This is a genomic window from Kitasatospora sp. NPDC101108 (assembly GCF_055584725.1).
This window is the reverse complement of the sequence record NZ_JBVJLM010000008.1, coordinates 237,904-257,813: the sequence shown is the minus strand read 5'-3', so window position 1 is coordinate 257,813 and position 19,910 is coordinate 237,904. Positions and strand designations below refer to the sequence as shown.

Genomic DNA, 19,910 nt, shown 5'->3' with positions numbered 1-19,910 from the left:
CGCCAGCATGGAGAAGGCCGCCCACCCGCGCAGCGCCCACCCCCGCAGCGCCCGGCCCAAGGACGCCCGCCCCGGGAGCACCCGGCGCCGGATCACCCCGCGTCGGATCGACCGGCGCCGCCGGGCCGCCGGACTGCTCGGCGTGCTCGGCGCGCTGCTCGCGCTGATGCTCGCCGGGGCCGGCCCGGCCTCCGCGCACGCCACCCTGGACTCCACGGACCCGGCGCAGAACTCGGTGGTCGCCACCGCCCCGCAGGCCGTGACCCTGACCTTCAGCGAGACGGTTTCGCTGTCCGGTGACTCCGTCCGGGTGCTCGACCCGGCCGGCAGGCCCGTGGACACCGGCAACCCGGCGCACGCCGACGGCAAGGGCGACACCGCCCGGGTCGGCCTGAACAGCGGGCTCGCCAACGGCACGTACACCGTCGCCTGGCGGGCGGTCTCGGAGGACTCCCACCCCGTCGGCGGGGCGTTCACCTTCTCCATCGGCGCGCCCTCGGACACCTCGGTGTCCACCACCGCGCTGCAGGGCGCCAAGGCGGACACCGTGGTCGCCGCCCTGTACGGGACCGGGCGCACCGCCGCCTACGCGGCCTTCGCGCTGCTCGCCGGGGTCGCCGCCTTCGTGCTGGTCTGCTGGCCGGCCGGCGCCACCCGGCGCCCGGTGCAGCGGCTGCTGATGACCGGCTGGACGGCGCTGCTGGTCTCCACCGTCGCGGTGCTGATGCTGCGCGGCCCGTACGAGCGCGGCACGGGCGTCTGGCAGGCCCTCGACCTGTCGCTGGTGCGCGCCACCCTGGACGAGCGGATCGGCACCGCGCTGGCCGCCCGGCTGCTGCTGCTCGCGGCGGCCGGGATCTTCCTGTCCCTGCTGGTCGGCCAGCTGGGGCAGCCGCCGAAGCCCGCCCCCACGGCTCCTGCGGCTCCCGCGGCCCCCGCGGAGGACGAGGACGCCGACGCCGAGGCCGCCGAGCTCCACGCGCTGGAGCAGCGGGCCGCCGAGCGCCCGCAGCGCGAGGCCCGGCTCGGCCTGGGCGTGGCCGGGCTGGTGCTCTCGGTGGCGCTCTCCGCGACCTGGGTCGGCGCCGACCACGCCTCGGTGGGCATCCAGGTCTGGCTGGCCCTGCCGTTGGGCATCCTGCACCTGATCGCGATGGCACTCTGGCTGGGCGGCCTCGCCTCGCTGCTGGTCGCGCTGCGCGAGGGCGTCGGCGCCGAGGTGGTGGACCGCTTCTCCAAGGTCGCCTTCGGCTCGGTGGCCGTGCTGGCCGCCACCGGGATCTACCAGTCCTGGCGGGGCCTCGGCGGCTGGGGCGCGCTGACCGGCACCGAGTACGGGAAGCTGCTGCTGGTGAAGAGCGGCTGCGTGGTCGTGATGCTGGGCGTCGCCTGGATCTCGCGCGGCTGGCTGGCCCGGCTGCGCTCGGCCCCGGCCGAGGCGGCCGAGGTCGAACGGGCCGAGGTGCCCGCGCCGGTCACCGCCGCGGTGCACAGCGAGGACCCGGTGCGGCAGGCGCAGCTGGAGCGTCAGCGGGCCGCCGCGGCGAGTGCCGGGCGCGAGCGCGGGCTGACTCCGACCCGGGCCGGGCTGCGCCGTTCGGTGCTGGTCGAGGCGCTGGTCGCGGTGGCGGTGCTGGTGGTCACCACGATGCTCACCAACTCCCCGCCCGGACGGGTGGCGGGCGAGGTCCGGGCGGCCGGGACCACCTCGGAAGCCGGGGCCGCGGCCCCCGCTTCCCCGAGGACCGAGCCGGGCCGCACGGTGGCGCTCAAGCTGCCGTACGACACCAAGGGCCGGACGCCGAACGCCAAGGGCACCGCGACCGTCACCCTCAACCCGGCCACGCCCGGCTCGAACGAGGTCGGGCTCGCGCTGGACGGCACGGACGGCAAGCCGGTGGACGTCCCCGAGGTGCAGCTCGCCTTCACCCTGCCGGACCGCGACCTCGGCCCGCTGCCGGTCGCGCTCACCCCGGACGGCACCGGCCGCTGGAGCGGTACCGCGCAGCTGCCGCTGGCCGGCACCTGGGTGGTCTCGGTGCAGATCCGTTCCTCCGACATCGACCAGACCACCCCGACCCAGCAGTTCAAGATCGGGTGAGCGGGGTGGATGACGCGGTGGAGGAGGACGCGAAGGGCGGCCCGGCGGGCTTCACCCGCCGGGCACTGCTCGGCACGGCCGGAGCCGGACTGCTGGTCGGCGCCGGGGCCGGGGTGGCCGGGGCGGTGGCCTACGGCCGCCCGGAGGACGGCGCGGTCAAGAGCGGGACGGCGGGCGGTGGCGCGCTCGGCGCCGGCCGGGTGCCGTTCCGCGGCGAGCACCAGGCGGGGATCCTCGACCCCCAGCAGGCCTGCGTCCGGCTGGCCGCCTTCGACCTGGCCGACGGCGCCGGCCGGGACGGGCTGCGTACCCTGCTGCAGCGCTGGACGAGGGCCGTCGACCGGCTGACCGCCGGGGAGCCTGCCGAGGAGTTCGACAACCAGGTCGCGCTGGACGCCGGGCCCTGCTCGCTCACCGTCACCCTCGGCTTCGGCGCCGCGCTGTTCGACAGGGCGGGGCTGGCCGACCGCCGCCCGGCCGCCCTCGAACCGCTGCCCGCCTTCCCCGGCGACGCGCTGGACCCAGCCCGCGGCGAGGGCGACCTGTTCGTCCAGATCGGCGCCGACGACGCGCTGGTGGCGGTGCACGCCCTGCGGACGCTGCAGAAGCTGGCGGCCGGTACGGCGGCGCTGCGCTGGCAGTCGGCCGGTTTCGCCCGCACGCCGGGTGCGACCGCTCGGCCGGTGACCGGGCGCAACCTGATGGGCCAGATCGACGGCACCAACAACCCCAGGCCGGGCGAGGAGGGCTTCGCCGCCAAGGTGTTCTGCGCCCCCGGCGGGAACGAGCCGGCCTGGCTGGCCGGGGGCTCGTACCTGGTGTTCCGGCGGATCCGGATGCTGCTGGACCACTGGGAGCAGCTGCCGGTGGACCGCCAGGAGCGGGTGATCGGGCGGCGCAAGTCGGACGGTTCGCCGCTGAGCGCGCCGGCCGGGTCGGGCGAGGGCACCGCGGTGGACCTCTCCGCCCAGGGCCCGGACGGCGGCCTGGCCATCCCCTCCGACGCCCACATCCGGGTCGCCGCCCCGGCGGGCAACGGCGGGGCGGCGATGCTGCGGCGCGGCTTCTCGTACCACGACGGGGTGCTGCCGGACGGCTCTCCGGACGCCGGGCTGCTCTTCCTCGCCTTCCAGGCCGACCCGCGCAGGGGCTTCACCCCGGTGCAGCGCAAGCTCTCCCGGGGGGACGGGCTGTCCCGCTTCCTGCGGCACGAGGCGAGCGGGCTGTACGCCGTCCCACCGGGGGTGCCGGCCGGAGGTTACCTCGGACAGCAGCTGCTGGAGGGATGATCGTCCACCGCGGTCCCGGCCACTGGAACGCTTTCCTGCCGGGAGCGCGGAATCGTTATGGTGACTGCTTCGGCACCACCCCGCCCATGCACCACACCACCCGCAACGGAGGCGTCATGTCGGCCACCCGCTACACCTATCTCGGCCCGGCCGGCACCTTCACCGAGGCGGCGCTGCACACGCTGCCCGAGGCGGCGACCCGGGAGCTGGTGCCGCTGTCCTCGGTGGCGCTGGCGCTGGACGCGGTGCGCGGCGGGGACGCCGCCGGGGCGTTCGTGCCGATCGAGAACTCGGTCGAGGGGGCGGTCACCGCGACCAACGACGAACTGGCCGCCGGCGCGCCGCTGATGATCTACCGCGAGGTGCTGCTGCCGATCACCTTCGCCCTGCTGGTGCGGCCGGGCACCGAGCTGTCCGGGGTGAAGACGGTGACCAGCCACCCGGTGGCCCAGCCGCAGGTGCGCAAGTGGCTGGCCGCCAACCTGCCGGACGCCACCTGGGAGTCGGCGGCCTCGAACGCGGACGGCGCCCGGCTGGTCGCCGAGGGCCGGTACGACGGGGCGTTCGCGGGCGAGTTCGCGGCGCCGATCTACGGGCTGGACCCGCTGGTCAAGGAGATCGCCGACGCGCAGGGCGCGACCACCCGGTTCGTGCTGGTCGGCCGTCCCGGTCGGGTCTCCTCGCCGACCGGGGCGGACAAGACCTCGATGGTGGTCTGGCTGCCGGACGACCACCCCGGTGCGCTGCTGGAGCTGCTGCAGGAGTTCGCGGTGCGCGGCGTGAACCTGATGCGGATCGAGTCCCGGCCGACCGGGGAGGGGCTGGGCAGCTACTGCTTCCTGATCGACTGCGAGGGGCACCTGTCGGAGCGGCGGGTGGCCGAGGCGATGATGGGGCTCAAGCGGATCTGTCCGCAGGTGCGGTTCCTCGGCTCCTATCCGCGCGCCGACCGGCAGGTCTCCAAGCACCGGCGGCCGGGGACCTCGGACGAGGATTTCACGGCGGCGGCGGACTGGCTCTCCCGGGCACTCGACGGCCGCGGGGACATCTGAGCGCCTTCTCGCGTCTTTCCGACCTTTTCCGACCGTTATCGACCGGACTGATCAAGTGCGGCGGGTGACCGTACCGTCATCCACAGGAACGTCCGACTCCGGGGGCCACTGTCCACAGGCCTCCCCACCGTCCACACGCTGTCCACAGCCGGAAGTTATCCACAGGCCTGGGGACGAGTCGACAAACCGGTATAGCCATTACCCAGAACAGGTCGGATCATCGGTTTGCGTCGCAGAGATGACCAATCCGACCAGAGTCACCCGCTTGCCTGCAAATCACCCGTCCGAGTGCTTCAATTCCCTCACCCGAGAAGGTGCATTGAGGTTTGAAACCTCAATTCCCTGGTTTCGGCGAGCGGAAGACGATCATCCCCCGCCGTCCACAGCCCCGGCCCCGGGCCTGTGGATAACCCGCCCCGGGCCCGGACCCGGCGGATTCCCCACAGGAGTTATCCACAGGTTCCGGCGAGTTATCCCCAGGGGAAAACCGGTACCGGTGGAGGAACGCCCGCCCGGTACGCTTGGCCCTGTGATTGACCTTCGCCTGCTCCGTGAGGACCCTGACCGAGTGCGCGCCTCGCAGCGCGTCCGTGGCGAGGACGTCGACGTCGTCGACGCCCTCCTCTCCGCCGACGAGCGACGCCGGTCCTCGGGCAGCCGCTTCGACGAACTGCGCAACGAGCAGCGGGTGCTCGGCAAGCAGGTCGCCCAGGCCAAGGGCGAGGAGAAGACCGCCCTGCTGCAGCGCACCAAGGAACTGGCCGCCGAGGTCAAGGCCGCGGACGCCGAGCAGAGCGCGGCCAAGGAGGAGGCGGACCGCCTGCTCCGCTCCCTGGCGAACCTCATCGACCCGGCCGCCCCGGTCGGCGGCGAGGAGGACTTCGTCACCCTGGAGGAGATCGGCACCCCGCGCGACTTCGCCGCCGAGGGCTTCGAGCCGCGCGACCACGTCGAGCTCGGCCAGCTGCTGGGCGCCATCGACACCGAGCGCGGCGCCAAGGTCGCCGGTGCCCGCTCCTACTACCTGACCGGTCCCGGCGCGCTGCTGGAGCTCGCCCTGGTCAACATGGCGATCGCCCAGGCCACCGCGGCCGGCTTCATCCCGATGATCACCCCGGCCCTGGTCCGCCCGGCCGCCATGGACGGCACCGGCTTCCTCGGCCAGGCCGCCGAGAACGTGTACCACCTCCCCGAGGAGGACAAGTACCTCGTCGGCACCAGCGAGGTCCCGCTCGCGGCGTACCACATGGACGAGATCATCGAGGCCGAGAAGCTGCCGCTGCGCTACGCCGGCTACTCGTCCTGCTTCCGCCGCGAGGCCGGCACCTACGGCAAGGACACCCGCGGCATCATCCGCGTCCACCAGTTCGAGAAGGTGGAGATGTTCGTCTTCACCACGCCCGAGGACGCGGAGAACGAGCACCGCCGCCTGCTCCAGTGGGAGAAGGACTTCCTCAACGCGCTGGAGCTGCCGTACCGGGTGATCGACGTCGCCTCCGGCGACCTCGGCTCCTCGGCCGCGCGCAAGTTCGACATCGAGGCCTGGATCCCGACCCAGGGCAAGTACCGCGAGGTCACCTCGACCTCCAACACCACCGAGTACCAGGCCCGCCGCCTGTCGATCCGGATGCGCGAGGAGGGCAAGACTCGCCCGCTCGCCACCCTGAACGGCACCCTGGTCGCCGTCCCGCGCACCATCGTGGCGATCCTGGAGAACCACCAGCAGGCCGACGGCTCGGTCGTCGTGCCCGAGGCGCTGCGGCCCTACCTCGGTGGGCGGACCGTCCTAGAGCCGGTCAAGTGACCTCGACCGCACACCCGATCGGTGGCGACCTGCCCTACCGGCTGGTCGCCACCGACCTCGACGGCACGCTGCTGACCAGCGCGGAGACCGTCTCCGAGCGCACCCGCGCCGCCCTGGCCACGGCCACCGGCGCGGGGGCGCTGCACATCGTCGTCACCGGGCGCTCGGCCGTCTGGGCCCGCCCGGTCTTCGACGAGATCGGCTACACCGGGATAGCGGTCTGCGGCCAGGGCGCCCAGGTCTACGACGCGGGCGCGCACAAGCTGCTCACCTCGCTCACCCTGGACCGCCGGCTCGCCGCGCTCGCGATCGAGAAGATCGAGGCCGAGACCGGCCCGCTGGCGATCGCCTCCAACCAGGACGGCCTAGACGGGCAGGTGCTGGCCGGCCCCGGCTACGAGCTGCTGATCGGCTCCGACCTCCCGGTCGTCCGGGCCGAGCGCGGCGAACTGCTCGCCGCCCCGGTCGCCAAGCTCTACATCCAGCACCCCGGTCTGACGGACGACGCCCTCGCCGAGGCCGCCCGGCGCGCCGCCGGGGACCTGGTCGGCGTGGTGATGGCCGGGGCCGGCGTGGTCGAGCTGCTGCCGCTGGGCCTGTCCAAGGCCACCGGCCTGGCCGTCGCCGCCCGCCGCCTGGGCGTGCGCGCCGCCGAGACCATCGCCTTCGGCGACATGCCCAACGACGTGCCGATGTTCGGCTGGGCGGCGCACGGCGTGGCCATGGCCGGCGCCCACGAGGAACTGCTCGCCGTCGCCGACGAGGTCACCGCGGGCAACGACGAGGACGGCGTGGCCGTCGTCCTGGAGCGGCTCTTCCCCCGGGCGTAGGACACGCCGTCCGCCGATGACCGCGCACCTCCGCGAGCAGTTGTAGGATGACCGGGCAATCGGTTGTAGGATGACCGATGACCGACGCGTGGTGCACGAAGGGAGGCCCGGCATGAGCGGCGACGGCAACAGTCTGCAGGCGGCCGGGCGACGGTCCCTGGTGGACACCACCATCGACCAGCTGCGCGAGCAACTGGCCGGCGGGGCCTGGCCGGTGGGGTCGCAGATCCCCACCGAGCACGAGCTCGCCGAGCGGCTGCAGGTCGGACGGAACACCGTCCGGGAGGCGATCCGGGTGCTGGTGCACGCCGGAATGCTGGTCTCCCGGCAGGGCGAGGGCACCTTCGTACGGTCCACCAGCGACCCGGCGGCGGTGCTGCGCGGCGTCCAGCGCTCCGGCATCCGGGACGTCCTGGAGGTCCGCGCCGCGCTGGAGACCGAGGGCGCCCGACTGGCCGCCCTGCGGCACACCCCCGAGGACATCCGGCGGATGCGGGCCGCGCTGGCCCGGGAGGCCGAGGTCTTCGCCGCCCACCCCGAGCGGGCCAGCCGCGAGGCCACCGTCGAGCACGACCTGGAGTTCCACACCGCCGTCGTCGAGGCCGCGCACAACCCGGCGCTGGCCGAGGTGTACCACTACTTCGGTGCCTCCGTGCGCGAGGCGATGACCGCCGCCTTCGGCGACCACGAGATGCCCGAGGCCGTCGTGGCCACCCACGAGGCGCTGGTCGACGCGATCGAGAGCGGCGACCCGGACCGCGCCGAGGCGGCCTGTCGCGCGCTGCTCGCCGAGCCCACCGCCGCCGTCGAGCAGCTGCTCGCGGCCATCGCGGCCCGGAAGTAGGACGGGCCCGAGCCCGCTTCCGTCCGTTCCGCGGCCGACGCCCGTTCCCCGCCGTCCGCGTCTGCCCTCGATTCACGAAAGAACAGCACCTCCATGGCCGTCACCCGTGCCCAGCAGCCGGTTGCCACCACCCCGCTCCCCGTCCGCACCCGGCTGGCCCATCCCGTCCTGCTGCTGACCGGCATCGTGCTGGTCGCGCTGAACATGCGCGCCTGCCTGGCCGCGGTCTCGCCGATGGTCGCCGAGATCCAGCGGACCTTCGGCCTGTCCGCCACCGCGAGCGGGCTGATCACCACCGTCCCGGTGCTGTTCCAGGGCGTCGGCGCCCCGCTCACCCCGCGGCTGACCCGCCGGTTCGGCGCCGAGCGCGTCGTCCTGGGCGCGGTGCTGGTGCTGGGCGCGGGCGTGCTGCTGCGGGTGCTGCCCTCGGTGTTCGCGCTGTACGCGGGCTGCGTGGTGATCGGCGTGGCCATCGCGGTGCTGAACGTGTCGATGCCGGGCCTGGTCAAGCGGGAGTTCCCGGACCGCGCGGCGACCATGACCGGCGTCTACTCGACCACCATGCTGGTCGGCGCGACCCTCGCCGCCGGCACCTCCGTCCCGCTGGAGCACGCGCTCGGAGGCGGCTGGCGGGCCTCGCTCGGCGCCTGGTCGCTGCTCGCCCTGGTCGCCGCGGTGGCCTGGCTGCCGCAGGTGCTGCGCTCCCGGCAGGAGAAGGCCGCGACCGCCGCGACCGCCCAGCCCGGCAAGCCGATCGAGGGCCTCTGGAAGTCCCCGCTGGCCTGGCAGATCAGCCTGTTCATGGGCATCTCGTCGCTGCTGGTCTACACCCTGGTCGCCTGGATGCCGACCATCCTGGCCGACCACGGCATGGACCGCGGCCAAGCCGGCCTGGTCTTCGCCTTCTCCAACCTGGTGCAGGTCGCGGGCGCCTTCCTGGTGCCGCTGATGGCCGGCCGGATGACCAGCCAGCGCGCCCTGGCCGTCACCATGGCCACCCTGAACGGGCTCGGCATCGCCCTGCTGCTGGTCGCCCCGGTCTCCGGCGCCTGGGTGTCGGCGGCCATCCTCGGCGTGGCCCAGGGCGGTTCGCTGGGCCTCGGCCTGGCGTTCATCGTGCTGCGCACCGGCACCGCGGCCGGTGCCGCCCAGCTGGGCGGGATGTCCCAGGCGATCGGCTACCTGGTCGCCGCGGCCGGCCCGGTCGGCGCCGGTGCGCTGCACCAGCTGACCGGCGGCTGGGAGGCCACCCTGGTGCTGATGCTGGTGCTGGTCGCGGTGGTCGGCGCGGCGGGCTTCGGCGCGGGGCGCAACCGCACGCTGTAAGGCGCTCGCCTGCTCCTCGCCTGCTCCTCGGCTTCTCGTCGGCTGGTCCTCGGCTTCTCGTCGGCTGTTCCTCGGCTTCTCGTCGGCTGGTCCTCGGCTACTCCTCGGCCGCCAGCGTCAGCCCGGCCAGCTTCACCGAGGCCAGCACGGTCGCCCCGACGGTGACCACCAGCAGCAGCGGGACGGCCGCCCCGAGCGAGACGTCGGCACCCACCGCCGCGTCCCCGGCCACCGCCTCGGCGACCGCCCGGCCCCACTGCTGGACGCTCAGCGTCCGGGCGCCCTGGACGAAGTTGCCGACCAGCGACTCCCAGATCAGCGCGTAGGCCAGCCCGGCCACCACCGCGTGCCGGGTGACCACGCCGAGCAGCAGGAACAGCGCGCTGTACGCGGTCCCGGCGACCAGCACGGCCACGGTGTAGCCGAGCGCCACGCCGTCCCGGGTGCCGTACAGCAGCAGCCCGGCGAGCAGGGTCGGGACGGCGGCGAACACCCAGGTGGTGCCGACCGCGACGGCCAGCTTGGTGGTGACGATCTTCCAGCGCGGCAGCGGCTTGGCGAGCAGGTAGACGATCGAGCCGTCGTCGATCTCGGTGGCGATCACGCCGGTGCCGATCACCAGCCCGAGGATCGGGACGAGGGTGCCGAGGTCCAGCTGGCCGAGGATCTTGACGGTCAGGCTGTGCGCGTCGCCGTCCGACCGGCCGGCGATCGCCGAGACGATCAGCAGCAGGACGGGCGCCACCAGCAGCAGGGCGCCGCGGCGGCGGCCGAGCAGGCCGCGCAGGGTCAGCCTGGCGACGGTCGGGTTCATGGTCGGTCGGCCCCTTCCTGGGTCCGGGTTTCGGTGAGGTTCGGGCCGGGTGTCACGCGGAGACCAGGTACGAGAAGACGCTCTCCAGCGACTCGTCCGCCGGGGACACGGTGTACAGCCGGATGCCGGCCTCCCGGGCGACCCTGGGCAGCAGGGTGGTGAAGCCCTGGAAGTTCACCGCCTCGATCCGCAGCGCCCGCTCCCGCTCGTCCACCTCGATGCCGGTGGTCGAGCCGTCGGCGATCAGCGCGGCGGCGAGCCGGCGGTCGTCGCTGGAGCGGACCAGGTAGCGGTGCGGACGGTCGGTCATCAGCCGCCGGATCCGCCGGAAGTCGCCCGAGGCGGCGTGCCGTCCGGCGACCACCACCTCGATGTGCCGGGCCAGTTGCTCGACCTCCTCCAGGATGTGGGAGGAGAACAGCACCGTCCGGCCGTCCGCGCCGAAGCGGCGCAGCAGCTCCATCAGCTGGAGCCGCTGGCGCGGGTCCATGCCGTTGAAGGGCTCGTCCAGCAGCAGCACGGCCGGGTCGTGGACGAGTGCCGAGGCCATCTTGACCCGCTGCTTCATGCCCTTGGAGTACGTCCCGGTGCGGCGGTCCTTGGCGTACGCCATCTCGACCAGGTCCAGGGCGCGCCGGGCGGCGGCGCCGGGCTGGGGCAGGCCGTGCAGTTCGGCGTTGGCGAGGACGAACTCCCAGCCGGTCAGGTGGTCGTACATCGACTCCCGTTCCGGGACCAGTCCGATCTGCCGGTACACCTGCTGGTTGCGCCAGATCGGCGCGCCGTCCAGGGTGACCGCGCCGCTGGAGGGGGCGAGGAAGCCGCTCATCATGTGGATGAGGGTGGACTTGCCGGCGCCGTTGGGGCCGAGCAGACCGGTGATGCCGGGACCGATCGACATCGTGATGTCGTTGACCGCGACCACGTTCCCGAACCAGCGGGAGACCTTGTCGATGGTGATGGTGGCCATGCCGCCCTCTCAGACGTCTCACTGAACACTGCGGTTGATCAGACGCGGCTGTAGCGGCGCAGCAGGAGCCGGTACGAGCCCGCCACCATCGCCGCCGCGACCAGGGCGAACACCAGGGTGCCGAAGGTGCCCGGGGCGTGCCGGCGGTCGAGCCCGGAGCCGAGGTCGAACACCTCGTTGACCAGCGCCTCCACCAGGCCGTTCGGTGAGATCAGCGCCGTCCACTGGGCCGCGTCCGACCCACCCGGGCGGGGGCCGCTCATGCCCACCACGACGGCCGCGACCGTCGAACTCACCGCCAGGTAGCCCATGATGGCGGCCACCCCGAAGCCCCGGCGCGGGGTGCTCGCGGCGATCACCAGCGCCACCGAGGTGGGCACCAGGGCGTACAGCAGGGCCGCCGCCAGGCCGTAGAGGAACTGGGCGGTGTTGTGCCCGAAGTCCATCCCGCCGAGCAGCGCTCCGATGTACAGCACCAGCAACGGCGCTGCCATCAGCAGGAGTTGGGCGCAGGCCATGGCCGCGAACTTGGCCCGGACGTAGTCGGCGCGGGTGATCGGGCGGGAGAAGTAGAGCGGGACGGTGTGGTGGCGGAGGTCCCGGGAGAGCAGCACCGGCGCCTGGGAGGCGAGGAAGATCGACACCACCAGGCCGAGGTCGGAGAGGTAGCCGGCGTACTCGACCGGCAGTTCGTCCCGCTTCAGGTAGATCCCGGCGGCGACGAAGATCATCGCCGGGACGGTGACCACGCCCAGCAGCAGCATCGGCAGCACCTTGGACCTGCCGGAGCGGCCGAGGCCGTAGGTGGCGCGCAGGCTCTGGGTGAAGAGCGAGCGGGTGGCGTAGGCGCGGCCGAGGCGCGGGCCGGTGTAGCCGCGGTAGCCGATGTCGTGGATGACGCCGGTGTCGGCGGGCCAGGCCTCAGGAGGCTGCGGCATCGTCCGTACCTCCCCTGGTGCTCGCGTCGTCGTGGTCGGTGAAGAGTTCGGCGACCCGGTGCCGGCGCTGTTCCAGCCGGACCAGGCCGAGGCCGAGTTCGGCGACCGTGTCGCGGATGGTGTCGTAGGTGTCCTCGCCGGCCAGCCGGACCAGCAGCAGGTGCGAGCCCTCCGGCTGGACGTCCAGCCCGGCGGCGGTCAGCCGCTCCCGCACCGCGGCGCCCGGCTCCGCCACGGCGTCCTGCGGGAAGTCGGTGACCTCGACCGCGAGGACGGCCGTCGCCTCGGTGAAGGAGGCGGTGGAGGAGGAGCGCAGCAGCTTGCCGCCGTCGATGACGACCAGGTGGTCGCAGGTCCGTTCCAGTTCGCCGAGCAGGTGGGTGGTGACCAGCACCGAGATCCCGAAGTCGGAGTGGACCCGGCGGATCAGCGCCAGCATCTCGTCCCGGCCGGCCGGGTCCAGGCCGTTGGTCGGCTCGTCCAGCAGCACCAGCTGGGGGTCGTGCACCAGCGCCTGGGCGAGCTTGACCCGCTGCTTCATGCCGGTCGAGTAGCCGCCCATCGGGCGGTACCGCTCCTCGTGGAGGCCGACGTGCCGCAGGGTGTCCGCGGTGCGCTCGCGGGCGGCGGTGGCGGGCAGTCCCGCCATCCGGGCCATGTGCACCACGAACTCGGTGGCCGAGACGTCCGGCGGCAGGCAGTCGTGCTCGGGCATGTAGCCGACCCGCTCGCGGATCTCGGAACCCCGGGTGGCGATGTCCAGGCCGAGCACCTCGCCGCGGCCCGCGGTCGCCGGGGCGAGCCCGAGCAGGATCTTGATCAGGGTGGACTTGCCCGCCCCGTTGGCCCCGACCAGCCCGACGACCCCGGGCTGCACCTCGACGGTCAGCTGGTCGAGCGCGGTGACCCGGGGGAACCTCTTGGTGAGGCCCTCGGTCTTGATGACAGCAGTGGACACGCCCATCAACGTAACGGCCTTGCGCGGCAGGAGGCATGAGCAGGAATGACGAGGCCTGCCGGTACCCCGGTATGACGTCGGGACCGAACTCCCCTAAGGGTCGGCAAATCAGGAGTCCGCTTGTACTCTTGTCGCAATTTTTTGAGACGCGCCACCGACGGGGGTGCCGGTACGGCTGCACCGGCGCAGAGAGAGAGCGATCGACATGTCTGATCGGGCGACCGCGTTCGACCGGATGATGAATCCGTGGGCGTACGACGCGGACGGCAACCTGACCGCCCAGGCCCGGGCGCAGGAGGTGGCCCGCACTCAGATCAACTCGGCGAGCGCGCCCGCCGGGGGCGGGGGCGGCGGATTCTCCGTCGACTCCAACGCGCTGGCCACCGCGGGCACCAACTCCGACCAGATCCACGCACGGCTGAACACCGACGGCCGGGGCGCCGACGACGCCACCGCCAAGGTCAGCACCTCGCTCGCCAACTGGAGCACCGGCCAGGCCGCCAAGAACGCCGCCGGCACCTGGGACCAGTGCATCGCCGCCCTCGGCACGACGATCGGGCAGACCACCCAGGCGCTGCGCACCAGCGCCACCGCCTACCAGCAGCACGAGCAGCACGTGCAGCACGACATGGGCGCCTGAGGGGAATACGGACATGGTGGACTTCCACGAACTCAGCAACGCCAACTTCGACTCCCTGGACGCCGCCGCGACCGCCTGGACCACCGTGGCGCAGAAGCTCAAGTCGATGGACGACGACTGGAACACCACGGTCGTCGGCCAGGTCGACTCCGAATGCTGGGTCGGCAACGCGGCCGACCAGGCCAGGCCCGGACTCAAGCGCACCGCCGACCAGTTGAGCGCCGCCGTCACCGAGGCGAACGCGCTGGCCTCGATCTTCACCGACGCCGCGACCGAGTTCAAGGCCGCCAAGGCCAAGCTGGACAAGGCCGTCGCGGACGCCCGGGCCGCCAAACTGACCGTCACCGGTGACGGCACGGTGAACTGGCCGCCGCCGGACACCGCCACCCGGCACGACCGGGACGCCCTCGACGAGTACCAGAAGGAGTGGGGCGGCAAGGCGGACGCCGCCCACCAGGCGATCGTCGCCGCCATCGCGGAGGCCACCGCCGCCGACGAGCGGATCGCCTACGCGCTGAACTCCGACAGCGGCACCGACAAGAACCACTCCTTCAACGCCAACGCCATCGGCGGCGGCCCCGAGGCGGACGGCAAGCGCGCCTCCCTGCTCGCGGCCAAGGGCGGGGACATCAGCGACACCGAACTCACCGAGCTCAACTCGCTGCTGGCCTCGCACCAGAACGATCCGAAGTTCGCCACGGCGTTCTACCAGGACCTCGGTCCGGACGGCCTGATCAAGTCCTGGAACAGCATGGTCGGCGACCCGGCGCACTACCGCGACCCCAAGGACCCGCGCTGGAAGGCCTACCAGGAACTGCAGAAGAACCTCGGGCTCAACCTGGCCACCGCCACCCGGCAGAGCAACCAGCCGCACCTGTCCGACGACTGGGCCGCCGCCCTGCGCAAGGCCGGCGCCCAGCCGGTCTGGGACAAGCCGATGCGGCCGAGCGGGTTCGACTACCAGCCGTACGGCTACCAGGTCCTCTCCGGCATCCTGATGACCGGCAACTACGACCCGCACTTCCTCGACCCGATCGCCCAGCACGTCACCCAGCTCGACACCAACCGGGACAAGTACTGGCCGGCCCCGCCGCAGGCCGTCGCCGACAAGGTGCACGGCTTCAACCTGCTCGGCGGCACCGACGGCGGCCTCGGCTTCCAGCCGACCACCGCGGTGCTGACCGCCCTGGGCCACAGCCCGGCCGCGGCCAACCAGTTCTTCAGCGAGCAGCCGACCGCCTACCACGAGGACGGCACGGTCAATCCGAACGGCAAGCCCAAGCCGGCGGACTACTTCACCTACTACACCCACGACAAGGAGTGGCTGCCGGACACCAACTCGATGCGCGACATGAACGCGCTGGACCAGAGCAAGCACGCCGGCCCGACCGCGCTCGGTCACGCCCTGGAGGCGGCCACCTCCGGCCACCCGTACGACCAGCCGGCCGACGTCCCGCCGAAGCCGCACACCCCCGAGCAGGCCGCCCTGGCGGAGCGGGTCCTGGACACCTTCGGCACCCACGGTGGCAACGGGGCGCTGGACGACATCAAGGGCGACGGCAAGTTCGCCCCGCTGCGCGGCAGCCTCGGGCACATCGCCGCCGACTACATCGGGGACGTCCAGCGGGCCGCCTCGGGCGCGAACGACCTGCCCGTCAACGGCTCCGCGGCCAACCTCGACGGCTCGAAGGTCCAGGGCCTGCTGGACGCGCTCGGGCGCGACCCGCAGTCGTACGGCTCGATCACCAACGCCAACCAGGCGTACACCAGCGCGCTGATCCGCGGCGCGCTGGACAGCGGGCAGACCGACTTCTCCCGGCTGCAGGCGGACATCAACCACATCGCCCAGAACGGCAGCGTGGTGACCGGCACCCTCGCCGAGGCCCGGGTCGACGAGGTCCACACCCAGCACCACGCCTCCGACAAGGCGTACAACGACGCCGTGGCGGAGAACGTCGGCTTCGCCAAGGACGCGTTCAACCAGACCATCGGCAAGGTCACGGACAAGGTGCCGTTCGGCAGCGACCTGTCGGGCATGCTCGTCGACGACATCACCAACAACATCATCGCGGCCAACTCCCGCGACACCACGGCGGACGGCGAACAGGAGGCCCGGGTCTACGTCCAGCAGGCCAAGCAGAGCTCGATGGACGCGGTCTCCCAGGCGGTCCGGGACGCCTCCCTGCAGACCTCCGTCAACTACGCGGACGTGCAACGGCTGGCGGCGAGCGCCCAGGACGCCTCGAAGACCGGCTTCATCGACGGTCTCTCCACCAACATGGCCACCCAGGTGAGGGGTTAGCACGTGAGGATGCTCGAAGGCCGGTGGCCGCTGCCCGCCGCACTCGCGGTGCTGGTGGCGGCCGCCGGGGCCGTCGGCTACCTGGACTGGCGGGGACACCGCCCGGTGGAGGAGCCCGGCCGGACCGCCTACCTCTGCGGGGTGCCCACCGGGAGCGGCTCCCCGCTCGGGCGGCTGCTGCCACCCGGCGGGCAGGACGTGGAGGAGAGGCAGGACGGCCGCTCCGGCGATCCGGTCTCCTGCACCGTCCGGGTGGACGGGCGCACCGCGCTCACCGTCCTGGCCACTCACCACGACGGACAGCCCGCCCTCCCGCCCGAGGCCGCCCAGCACCCGGATGCGCACGGCTTCGCGCAGCCCGGCCCGTCCGCGTCCTGGGCGGGCGGCGCCGTCATCGCCCGGACCTGCCCGCCCACCAGGAGCGACTACGGCTACGTCGTGCTGGAGGTCACGGCCGGAGCGGCGGCCCGCACGGACGACAGCAGCCGGAGCGACCTCGAACAGATCGCCACCGCCGTGGTGGAGCAGAAGACGAAGGACGCCTGCCAGTGACGAAGACCCGACCACTGACCGCGGGCGCGACGGCCCTGCTGCTGCTCGGCGGCGGCCTGCTCGGCTGGCACCTGTACCTCGACCGCACCGAGTACCGGCCGCCGGCCGTCGCCCTGTCCCACGGGGAATGCCAGGGCACCCTGGACGACCCGGGGATCAGCGCACTGCTGGGGCGCACTCCCCGGGTCTTCGTGGACACCGGGCTCCGCCCCGCGACGCCGGAGCTCAAGCCCGGCCTGAACTGCACGGTCCAGGGGCAGGGTCAGCGGCTGCTCTTCGCCTCGGTGCTCAGCGCCACGGACGCCAACGGCGCCGAGGACGGGGAGGCGGCCTTCGGCTGCACCCTGAACGGCAAGGCCGAGCCCTACCGGGCCCGGCTCAGGGTGGACAAGAAGTTTCCGCCCGCCGCCGTCCCCGACCGGGAGCACCGGGCCGAGCTGGTGACCGGCTTCGCCAAGCGCGCCGCCGAGAAGCTGGGGTGCGCCAACGGCGCCGAGTCGCTCACCGTGAAGTGAGTGCCCCGGCGCCGCTACCGGCTGCCCGTCAGGAGCTCGGACGCTCCCACATCTCGGTGACCTTGCCCGAGGCGTCGATCGCGACCGTGTAGACGCCGCTCGAACAGGGGTAGAAGCCCTTCTGGTTCCCCGGCGTGGCGATGCACTCGTTGATGTGCTTCGCCAGGTCGGCCGCGTTGACGTCCTTCGGCGCGGCGACCACCGACCGGAGGTGGCCCTTGACGGTGGGCGCGAACTGCGCGGTCTTGTCGGGGCCCGTCGCCTCGTGGGCGACGTCGTCGACGCCGCACGCGTCCTTGGTCTCCTTGTAGACCAGGGCCGTCGCGCTGGTGCCCTTCTCGACGTTGATCCACTTCTGCCCGGCGGGCAGCGGGGCACTGGTGCAGAAGCCCTCCGGGCCGCCGTCGGTGGGCTTGCCGCTCGGCGCGGGCTTGGCGGTGCCGGTGGCCGGGGCGGCGGCGGTGGGCGACGCGGCACCGGCCGGGGCGGCGGTCGCAGTGGCGGTGGTGGAGCCGGCGCCCTGGTCGGACGGGTTGTTCGGGCCGCAGGCCGCCAGGCCGAACGCGGCGGTGGCGACCAGAGCGGTGGCGAGCAGCCTCCTGGAAACAGACATGACGAAAGAACCCCCGTTTAACGCATGATCAGATGAAGGTGCGGCGGACAGATTAGCGCCTTCCGCCCCCACCCTCCTCGAACGGCCACCGGCCCGCCCCTCGTCGAAGGCTCGCTGAACCGGCCCGTCCGGTTAGGGTCGGAGACATGCGACTGAGCACCGTGATCCTCCCCATCCACCGGTGGGGCGAGGGGCAGAAGATCTGGCGGCGGGCCGAGGAACTCGGCTTCCACGCGGCGTACACCTACGACCACCTGTCCTGGCGCAGCTTCCGGGACGAGCCGTGGTTCGGCTCCGTACCGACGCTGACGGCGGCGGCGTGCGCCACCGAGCGGATCAGGCTGGGGACGCTGGTGACCTCGCCGAACTTCCGGCACCCGGTGACGCTGGCCAAGGAGCTGATCACGCTGGACGACGTGTCCGGCGGGCGGGTCACCCTGGGCATCGGAGCCGGCGGGACGGGCTTCGACGCGACCGCCATGGGCCAGGAGGCGTGGTCCCCGAAGGAGCGCGCCGACCGCTTCGGGGAGTTCCTGCCGCTGCTGGACGAGCTGCTGCGCGAGGACGCGACGACCCGCGAGGGCACCTACTACTCGGCGGTCGAGGCGCGGAACATCCCCGGCTGCGTGCAGACCCCGCGGGTGCCGTTCTACGTGGCCGCGACCGGCCCGCGCGGGCTGAGGCTGGCGGCCGAGTACGGGCAGGGCTGGGTCACCTACGGGGACCCGCGCGGGCCGGCGGACGTGCCGGTGGAGCAGGCGCCCGGGGTGATCGCCCAGCAGATCGCCAAGCTGACGGCGGCCTGCGAGGCCCGCGGCCGGGACGTGGCGACGCTGGAGAAGGTGCTGCTCCAGGGCTCGACGGCGGAGAAGCCGCTGCAGTCGGTGGACGCCTTCGTGGACTGGGCCGGGACGTACCGGGAGCTGGGGATCACCGAGCTGGTGATCCACTGGCCGGTGCCGCACTCGGTCTTCGAGAACGACCTCGCCGTCTTCGAGAAGATCGCCACCGAGGGCCTGGCCCAGCTGGGCTGAGCCCCTGCCGGGCCGGGCGTCACGGGTGCGGGCGGGTGCGCTGGGCCGGGAGGGCGGGGACCGGGTCCGGGGTACGGCGGGCGAGCTCGGCGAGGGTGTGGAAGAGGACCTCGCCGAGCAGGACCGGCTCCCGGGAACCGGTCGGTGCGGCCCGGCGGTCCGCGGCCGGGACGTCGGCACGGACGTCAGCCGGGACGTCAGCCGGGACGTCAGGGGAGGAGAGGGTCGGGGGCGGCTCGTCACGGACCTGGCGAGTGGGCATGGCTCTTCCTGCCGACGGAGTGACCGGGGGGAGTCGTGCCCGCCGGACCCGCAGCGACACCCCGGGCGGGGCCGGATCGGCCGGAAACGGCGCGCGAAGGGCCGGAACCCGTCCGTACGGTCATCGCCCCGGCCCCCACCGCGGCGCCGCCCGGGTGTTCAGCCGGGCGGGGGCGATGGGCGAAGATGGACCGGTGACCGAAGCCCGTACCGCTCCCCGCCTCATCGCCACCGACCTGGACGGCACCCTGCTGTGCTCCGGCGGCACGGTCAGCGACCGCACCGCCGCGGCCCTGGCGGCGGCCGAGGCGGCCGGGGTGCAGGTGGTGTTCGTGACCGGGCGGCCGCCGCGCTGGATGCAGCAGCTGAGCCCGCACATCGGCGGTCACGGGGTGGCGATCTGCTCCAACGGCGGCGCCGTCGTGGACGTGCGGCGCGGCGGCGAGCTGATCGAGTACTTCCCGATCCCGGCCGAGACCTCGCTGGCCGTGGTGGAGGCGCTGCGGACCGAGCTGCCCGGCACCGCGTTCGCCTTCGAGTACGCGGACGGCTGGGCCCGCGAGCCCGAGTACGAGGTCCTGATGTGGGGCGACGCCGAGGTCCGGGCGATCGGCCCGGCCGAGCGGCTGCTGGCGGACGGCGGACCGGTGCGCGGCCTGTTCAAGCTGCTGGCCAAGCACCCGGACCTCGACCCGGACACCTTCCTCACCGAGGCCCGGACGGCCGCCGGGCACCTGGCCGAGATCACCCGCTCCTCGCCGATCCCGCTGCTGGAGATCAGCGCGCCCGGCGTCACCAAGGCCAGCACGCTGGCCCGTTGGTGCGTCGAGCACGGGATCGACCGCAGCGAGGTGGTGGCCTTCGGCGACATGCCCAACGACCTGGACATGCTGGCCTGGGCGGGCACCGCGTACGCCGTCGCCAACGCCCACCCCCAGGTGCTGGCGGCGGTGGCGCAGCACACGGTGAGCAACGAGGAGGACGGCGTCGCGGCGGTGGTGGAGGAGCTGCTCCGGCTGCTCTGACCGAAGCGTTCACAACGGGCCACGCCGGCCGGGAAGTTCTCC

The 19,910-nt window shown here is 73.1% G+C and carries 19 protein-coding genes; 13 read left to right on the top strand and 6 right to left on the bottom strand.

Annotated features, from left to right (window positions below):
- Nucleotides 1-7: 7 nt before the first annotated feature.
- The 7 genes from ACZ6Z8_RS20015 to ACZ6Z8_RS19985 all read left to right on the top strand — a co-directional run bounded on the left by ACZ6Z8_RS20015 (nt 8) and on the right by ACZ6Z8_RS19985 (nt 9,246).
- Complete coding sequence (locus ACZ6Z8_RS20015; protein WP_465611373.1) at nt 8-2,101, top strand: copper resistance CopC/CopD family protein; 2,094 nt, start codon at nt 8-10, stop codon at nt 2,099-2,101.
- Nucleotides 2,098-3,390 carry an iron uptake transporter deferrochelatase/peroxidase subunit gene (efeB, locus tag ACZ6Z8_RS20010; RefSeq protein WP_465611372.1) on the top strand — a complete coding sequence of 431 codons (1,293 nt, stop codon included), beginning with the start codon at nt 2,098-2,100 and terminating at the stop codon, nt 3,388-3,390. Before ACZ6Z8_RS20015 ends, efeB begins: the two co-directional genes overlap by 4 nt.
- A gap of 116 nt (nt 3,391-3,506) precedes the next feature.
- Nucleotides 3,507-4,442 carry a prephenate dehydratase gene (gene pheA / locus ACZ6Z8_RS20005; protein WP_402825271.1) on the top strand — a complete coding sequence of 312 codons (936 nt, stop codon included), beginning with the start codon at nt 3,507-3,509 and terminating at the stop codon, nt 4,440-4,442.
- A gap of 529 nt (nt 4,443-4,971) precedes the next feature.
- On the top strand, nt 4,972-6,246 hold the full coding sequence (gene serS, locus ACZ6Z8_RS20000; protein ID WP_465611371.1) for a serine--tRNA ligase: 1,275 nt from the start codon (nt 4,972-4,974) through the stop codon (nt 6,244-6,246).
- Entirely contained in the window at nt 6,243-7,076 is an 834-nt protein-coding gene (locus ACZ6Z8_RS19995; protein ID WP_465611370.1) for an HAD family hydrolase, read from the top strand. The genes serS and ACZ6Z8_RS19995 overlap by 4 nt, the downstream gene beginning before the upstream one ends.
- Nucleotides 7,077-7,188: 112 nt before the next feature.
- Nucleotides 7,189-7,920: a FadR/GntR family transcriptional regulator gene (locus ACZ6Z8_RS19990; RefSeq protein ID WP_465611369.1), complete on the top strand. Its 732-nt coding sequence runs from the start codon at nt 7,189-7,191 to the stop codon at nt 7,918-7,920.
- 93 nt (nt 7,921-8,013) lie between these two features.
- Nucleotides 8,014-9,246 carry a CynX/NimT family MFS transporter gene (locus tag ACZ6Z8_RS19985; RefSeq protein WP_465611368.1) on the top strand — a complete coding sequence of 411 codons (1,233 nt, stop codon included), beginning with the start codon at nt 8,014-8,016 and terminating at the stop codon, nt 9,244-9,246.
- Nucleotides 9,247-9,343: 97 nt separating this feature from the next.
- On the opposite strand, the gene ACZ6Z8_RS19980 is transcribed toward ACZ6Z8_RS19985, so the two are convergent.
- From ACZ6Z8_RS19980 to ACZ6Z8_RS19965, 4 genes are read right to left on the bottom strand one after another with little or no spacing between them, the layout of a single operon-like run.
- On the bottom strand, nt 9,344-10,060 hold the full coding sequence (locus ACZ6Z8_RS19980; RefSeq protein ID WP_465611367.1) for an ABC transporter permease: 717 nt from the start codon (nt 10,058-10,060) through the stop codon (nt 9,344-9,346).
- A gap of 52 nt (nt 10,061-10,112) precedes the next feature.
- Nucleotides 10,113-11,030, bottom strand: coding sequence for an ABC transporter ATP-binding protein (locus tag ACZ6Z8_RS19975; RefSeq protein ID WP_465611366.1), 918 nt, complete (start codon nt 11,028-11,030; stop codon nt 10,113-10,115).
- Between the two features lie 38 nt (nt 11,031-11,068).
- Nucleotides 11,069-11,968 carry an ABC transporter permease subunit gene (locus tag ACZ6Z8_RS19970; RefSeq protein WP_465611365.1) on the bottom strand — a complete coding sequence of 300 codons (900 nt, stop codon included), beginning with the start codon at nt 11,966-11,968 and terminating at the stop codon, nt 11,069-11,071.
- Nucleotides 11,952-12,932: an ABC transporter ATP-binding protein gene (locus tag ACZ6Z8_RS19965; RefSeq protein ID WP_465611364.1), complete on the bottom strand. Its 981-nt coding sequence runs from the start codon at nt 12,930-12,932 to the stop codon at nt 11,952-11,954. Before ACZ6Z8_RS19965 ends, ACZ6Z8_RS19970 begins: the two co-directional genes overlap by 17 nt.
- A gap of 199 nt (nt 12,933-13,131) precedes the next feature.
- On the opposite strand from ACZ6Z8_RS19965, the gene ACZ6Z8_RS19960 reads away from it, so the two are divergent.
- From ACZ6Z8_RS19960 to ACZ6Z8_RS19945, 4 genes are read left to right on the top strand one after another with little or no spacing between them, the layout of a single operon-like run.
- Nucleotides 13,132-13,566 carry a hypothetical protein gene (locus tag ACZ6Z8_RS19960; protein WP_465611363.1) on the top strand — a complete coding sequence of 145 codons (435 nt, stop codon included), beginning with the start codon at nt 13,132-13,134 and terminating at the stop codon, nt 13,564-13,566.
- 13 nt (nt 13,567-13,579) lie between these two features.
- Nucleotides 13,580-15,868: a hypothetical protein gene (locus ACZ6Z8_RS19955; RefSeq protein ID WP_465611362.1), complete on the top strand. Its 2,289-nt coding sequence runs from the start codon at nt 13,580-13,582 to the stop codon at nt 15,866-15,868.
- A gap of 3 nt (nt 15,869-15,871) precedes the next feature.
- On the top strand, nt 15,872-16,420 hold the full coding sequence (locus ACZ6Z8_RS19950; RefSeq protein ID WP_465611361.1) for a hypothetical protein: 549 nt from the start codon (nt 15,872-15,874) through the stop codon (nt 16,418-16,420).
- Nucleotides 16,417-16,935, top strand: coding sequence for a hypothetical protein (locus tag ACZ6Z8_RS19945; RefSeq protein WP_465611360.1), 519 nt, complete (start codon nt 16,417-16,419; stop codon nt 16,933-16,935). The genes ACZ6Z8_RS19950 and ACZ6Z8_RS19945 overlap by 4 nt, the downstream gene beginning before the upstream one ends.
- A gap of 28 nt (nt 16,936-16,963) precedes the next feature.
- On the opposite strand, the gene ACZ6Z8_RS19940 is transcribed toward ACZ6Z8_RS19945, so the two are convergent.
- Nucleotides 16,964-17,548 carry a hypothetical protein gene (locus ACZ6Z8_RS19940; RefSeq protein ID WP_465611359.1) on the bottom strand — a complete coding sequence of 195 codons (585 nt, stop codon included), beginning with the start codon at nt 17,546-17,548 and terminating at the stop codon, nt 16,964-16,966.
- A 146-nt stretch (nt 17,549-17,694) separates the two neighbouring features.
- Between ACZ6Z8_RS19940 and ACZ6Z8_RS19935 the strand changes: the two genes are divergently transcribed.
- Nucleotides 17,695-18,582, top strand: a complete 888-nt coding sequence (locus ACZ6Z8_RS19935) for an LLM class flavin-dependent oxidoreductase (protein WP_465611358.1) — start codon at nt 17,695-17,697, stop codon at nt 18,580-18,582.
- Between the two features lie 19 nt (nt 18,583-18,601).
- On the opposite strand, the gene ACZ6Z8_RS19930 is transcribed toward ACZ6Z8_RS19935, so the two are convergent.
- Entirely contained in the window at nt 18,602-18,844 is a 243-nt protein-coding gene (locus ACZ6Z8_RS19930) for a hypothetical protein (protein WP_465611357.1), read from the bottom strand.
- A gap of 175 nt (nt 18,845-19,019) precedes the next feature.
- Here ACZ6Z8_RS19930 and ACZ6Z8_RS19925 point away from each other — a divergent pair, with 175 nt between their 5' ends.
- A complete protein-coding gene (locus tag ACZ6Z8_RS19925) occupies nt 19,020-19,868 on the top strand; it encodes an HAD family hydrolase (RefSeq protein ID WP_465611356.1) in 849 nt (282 codons plus the stop codon).
- Nucleotides 19,869-19,910: the final 42 nt, after the last annotated feature.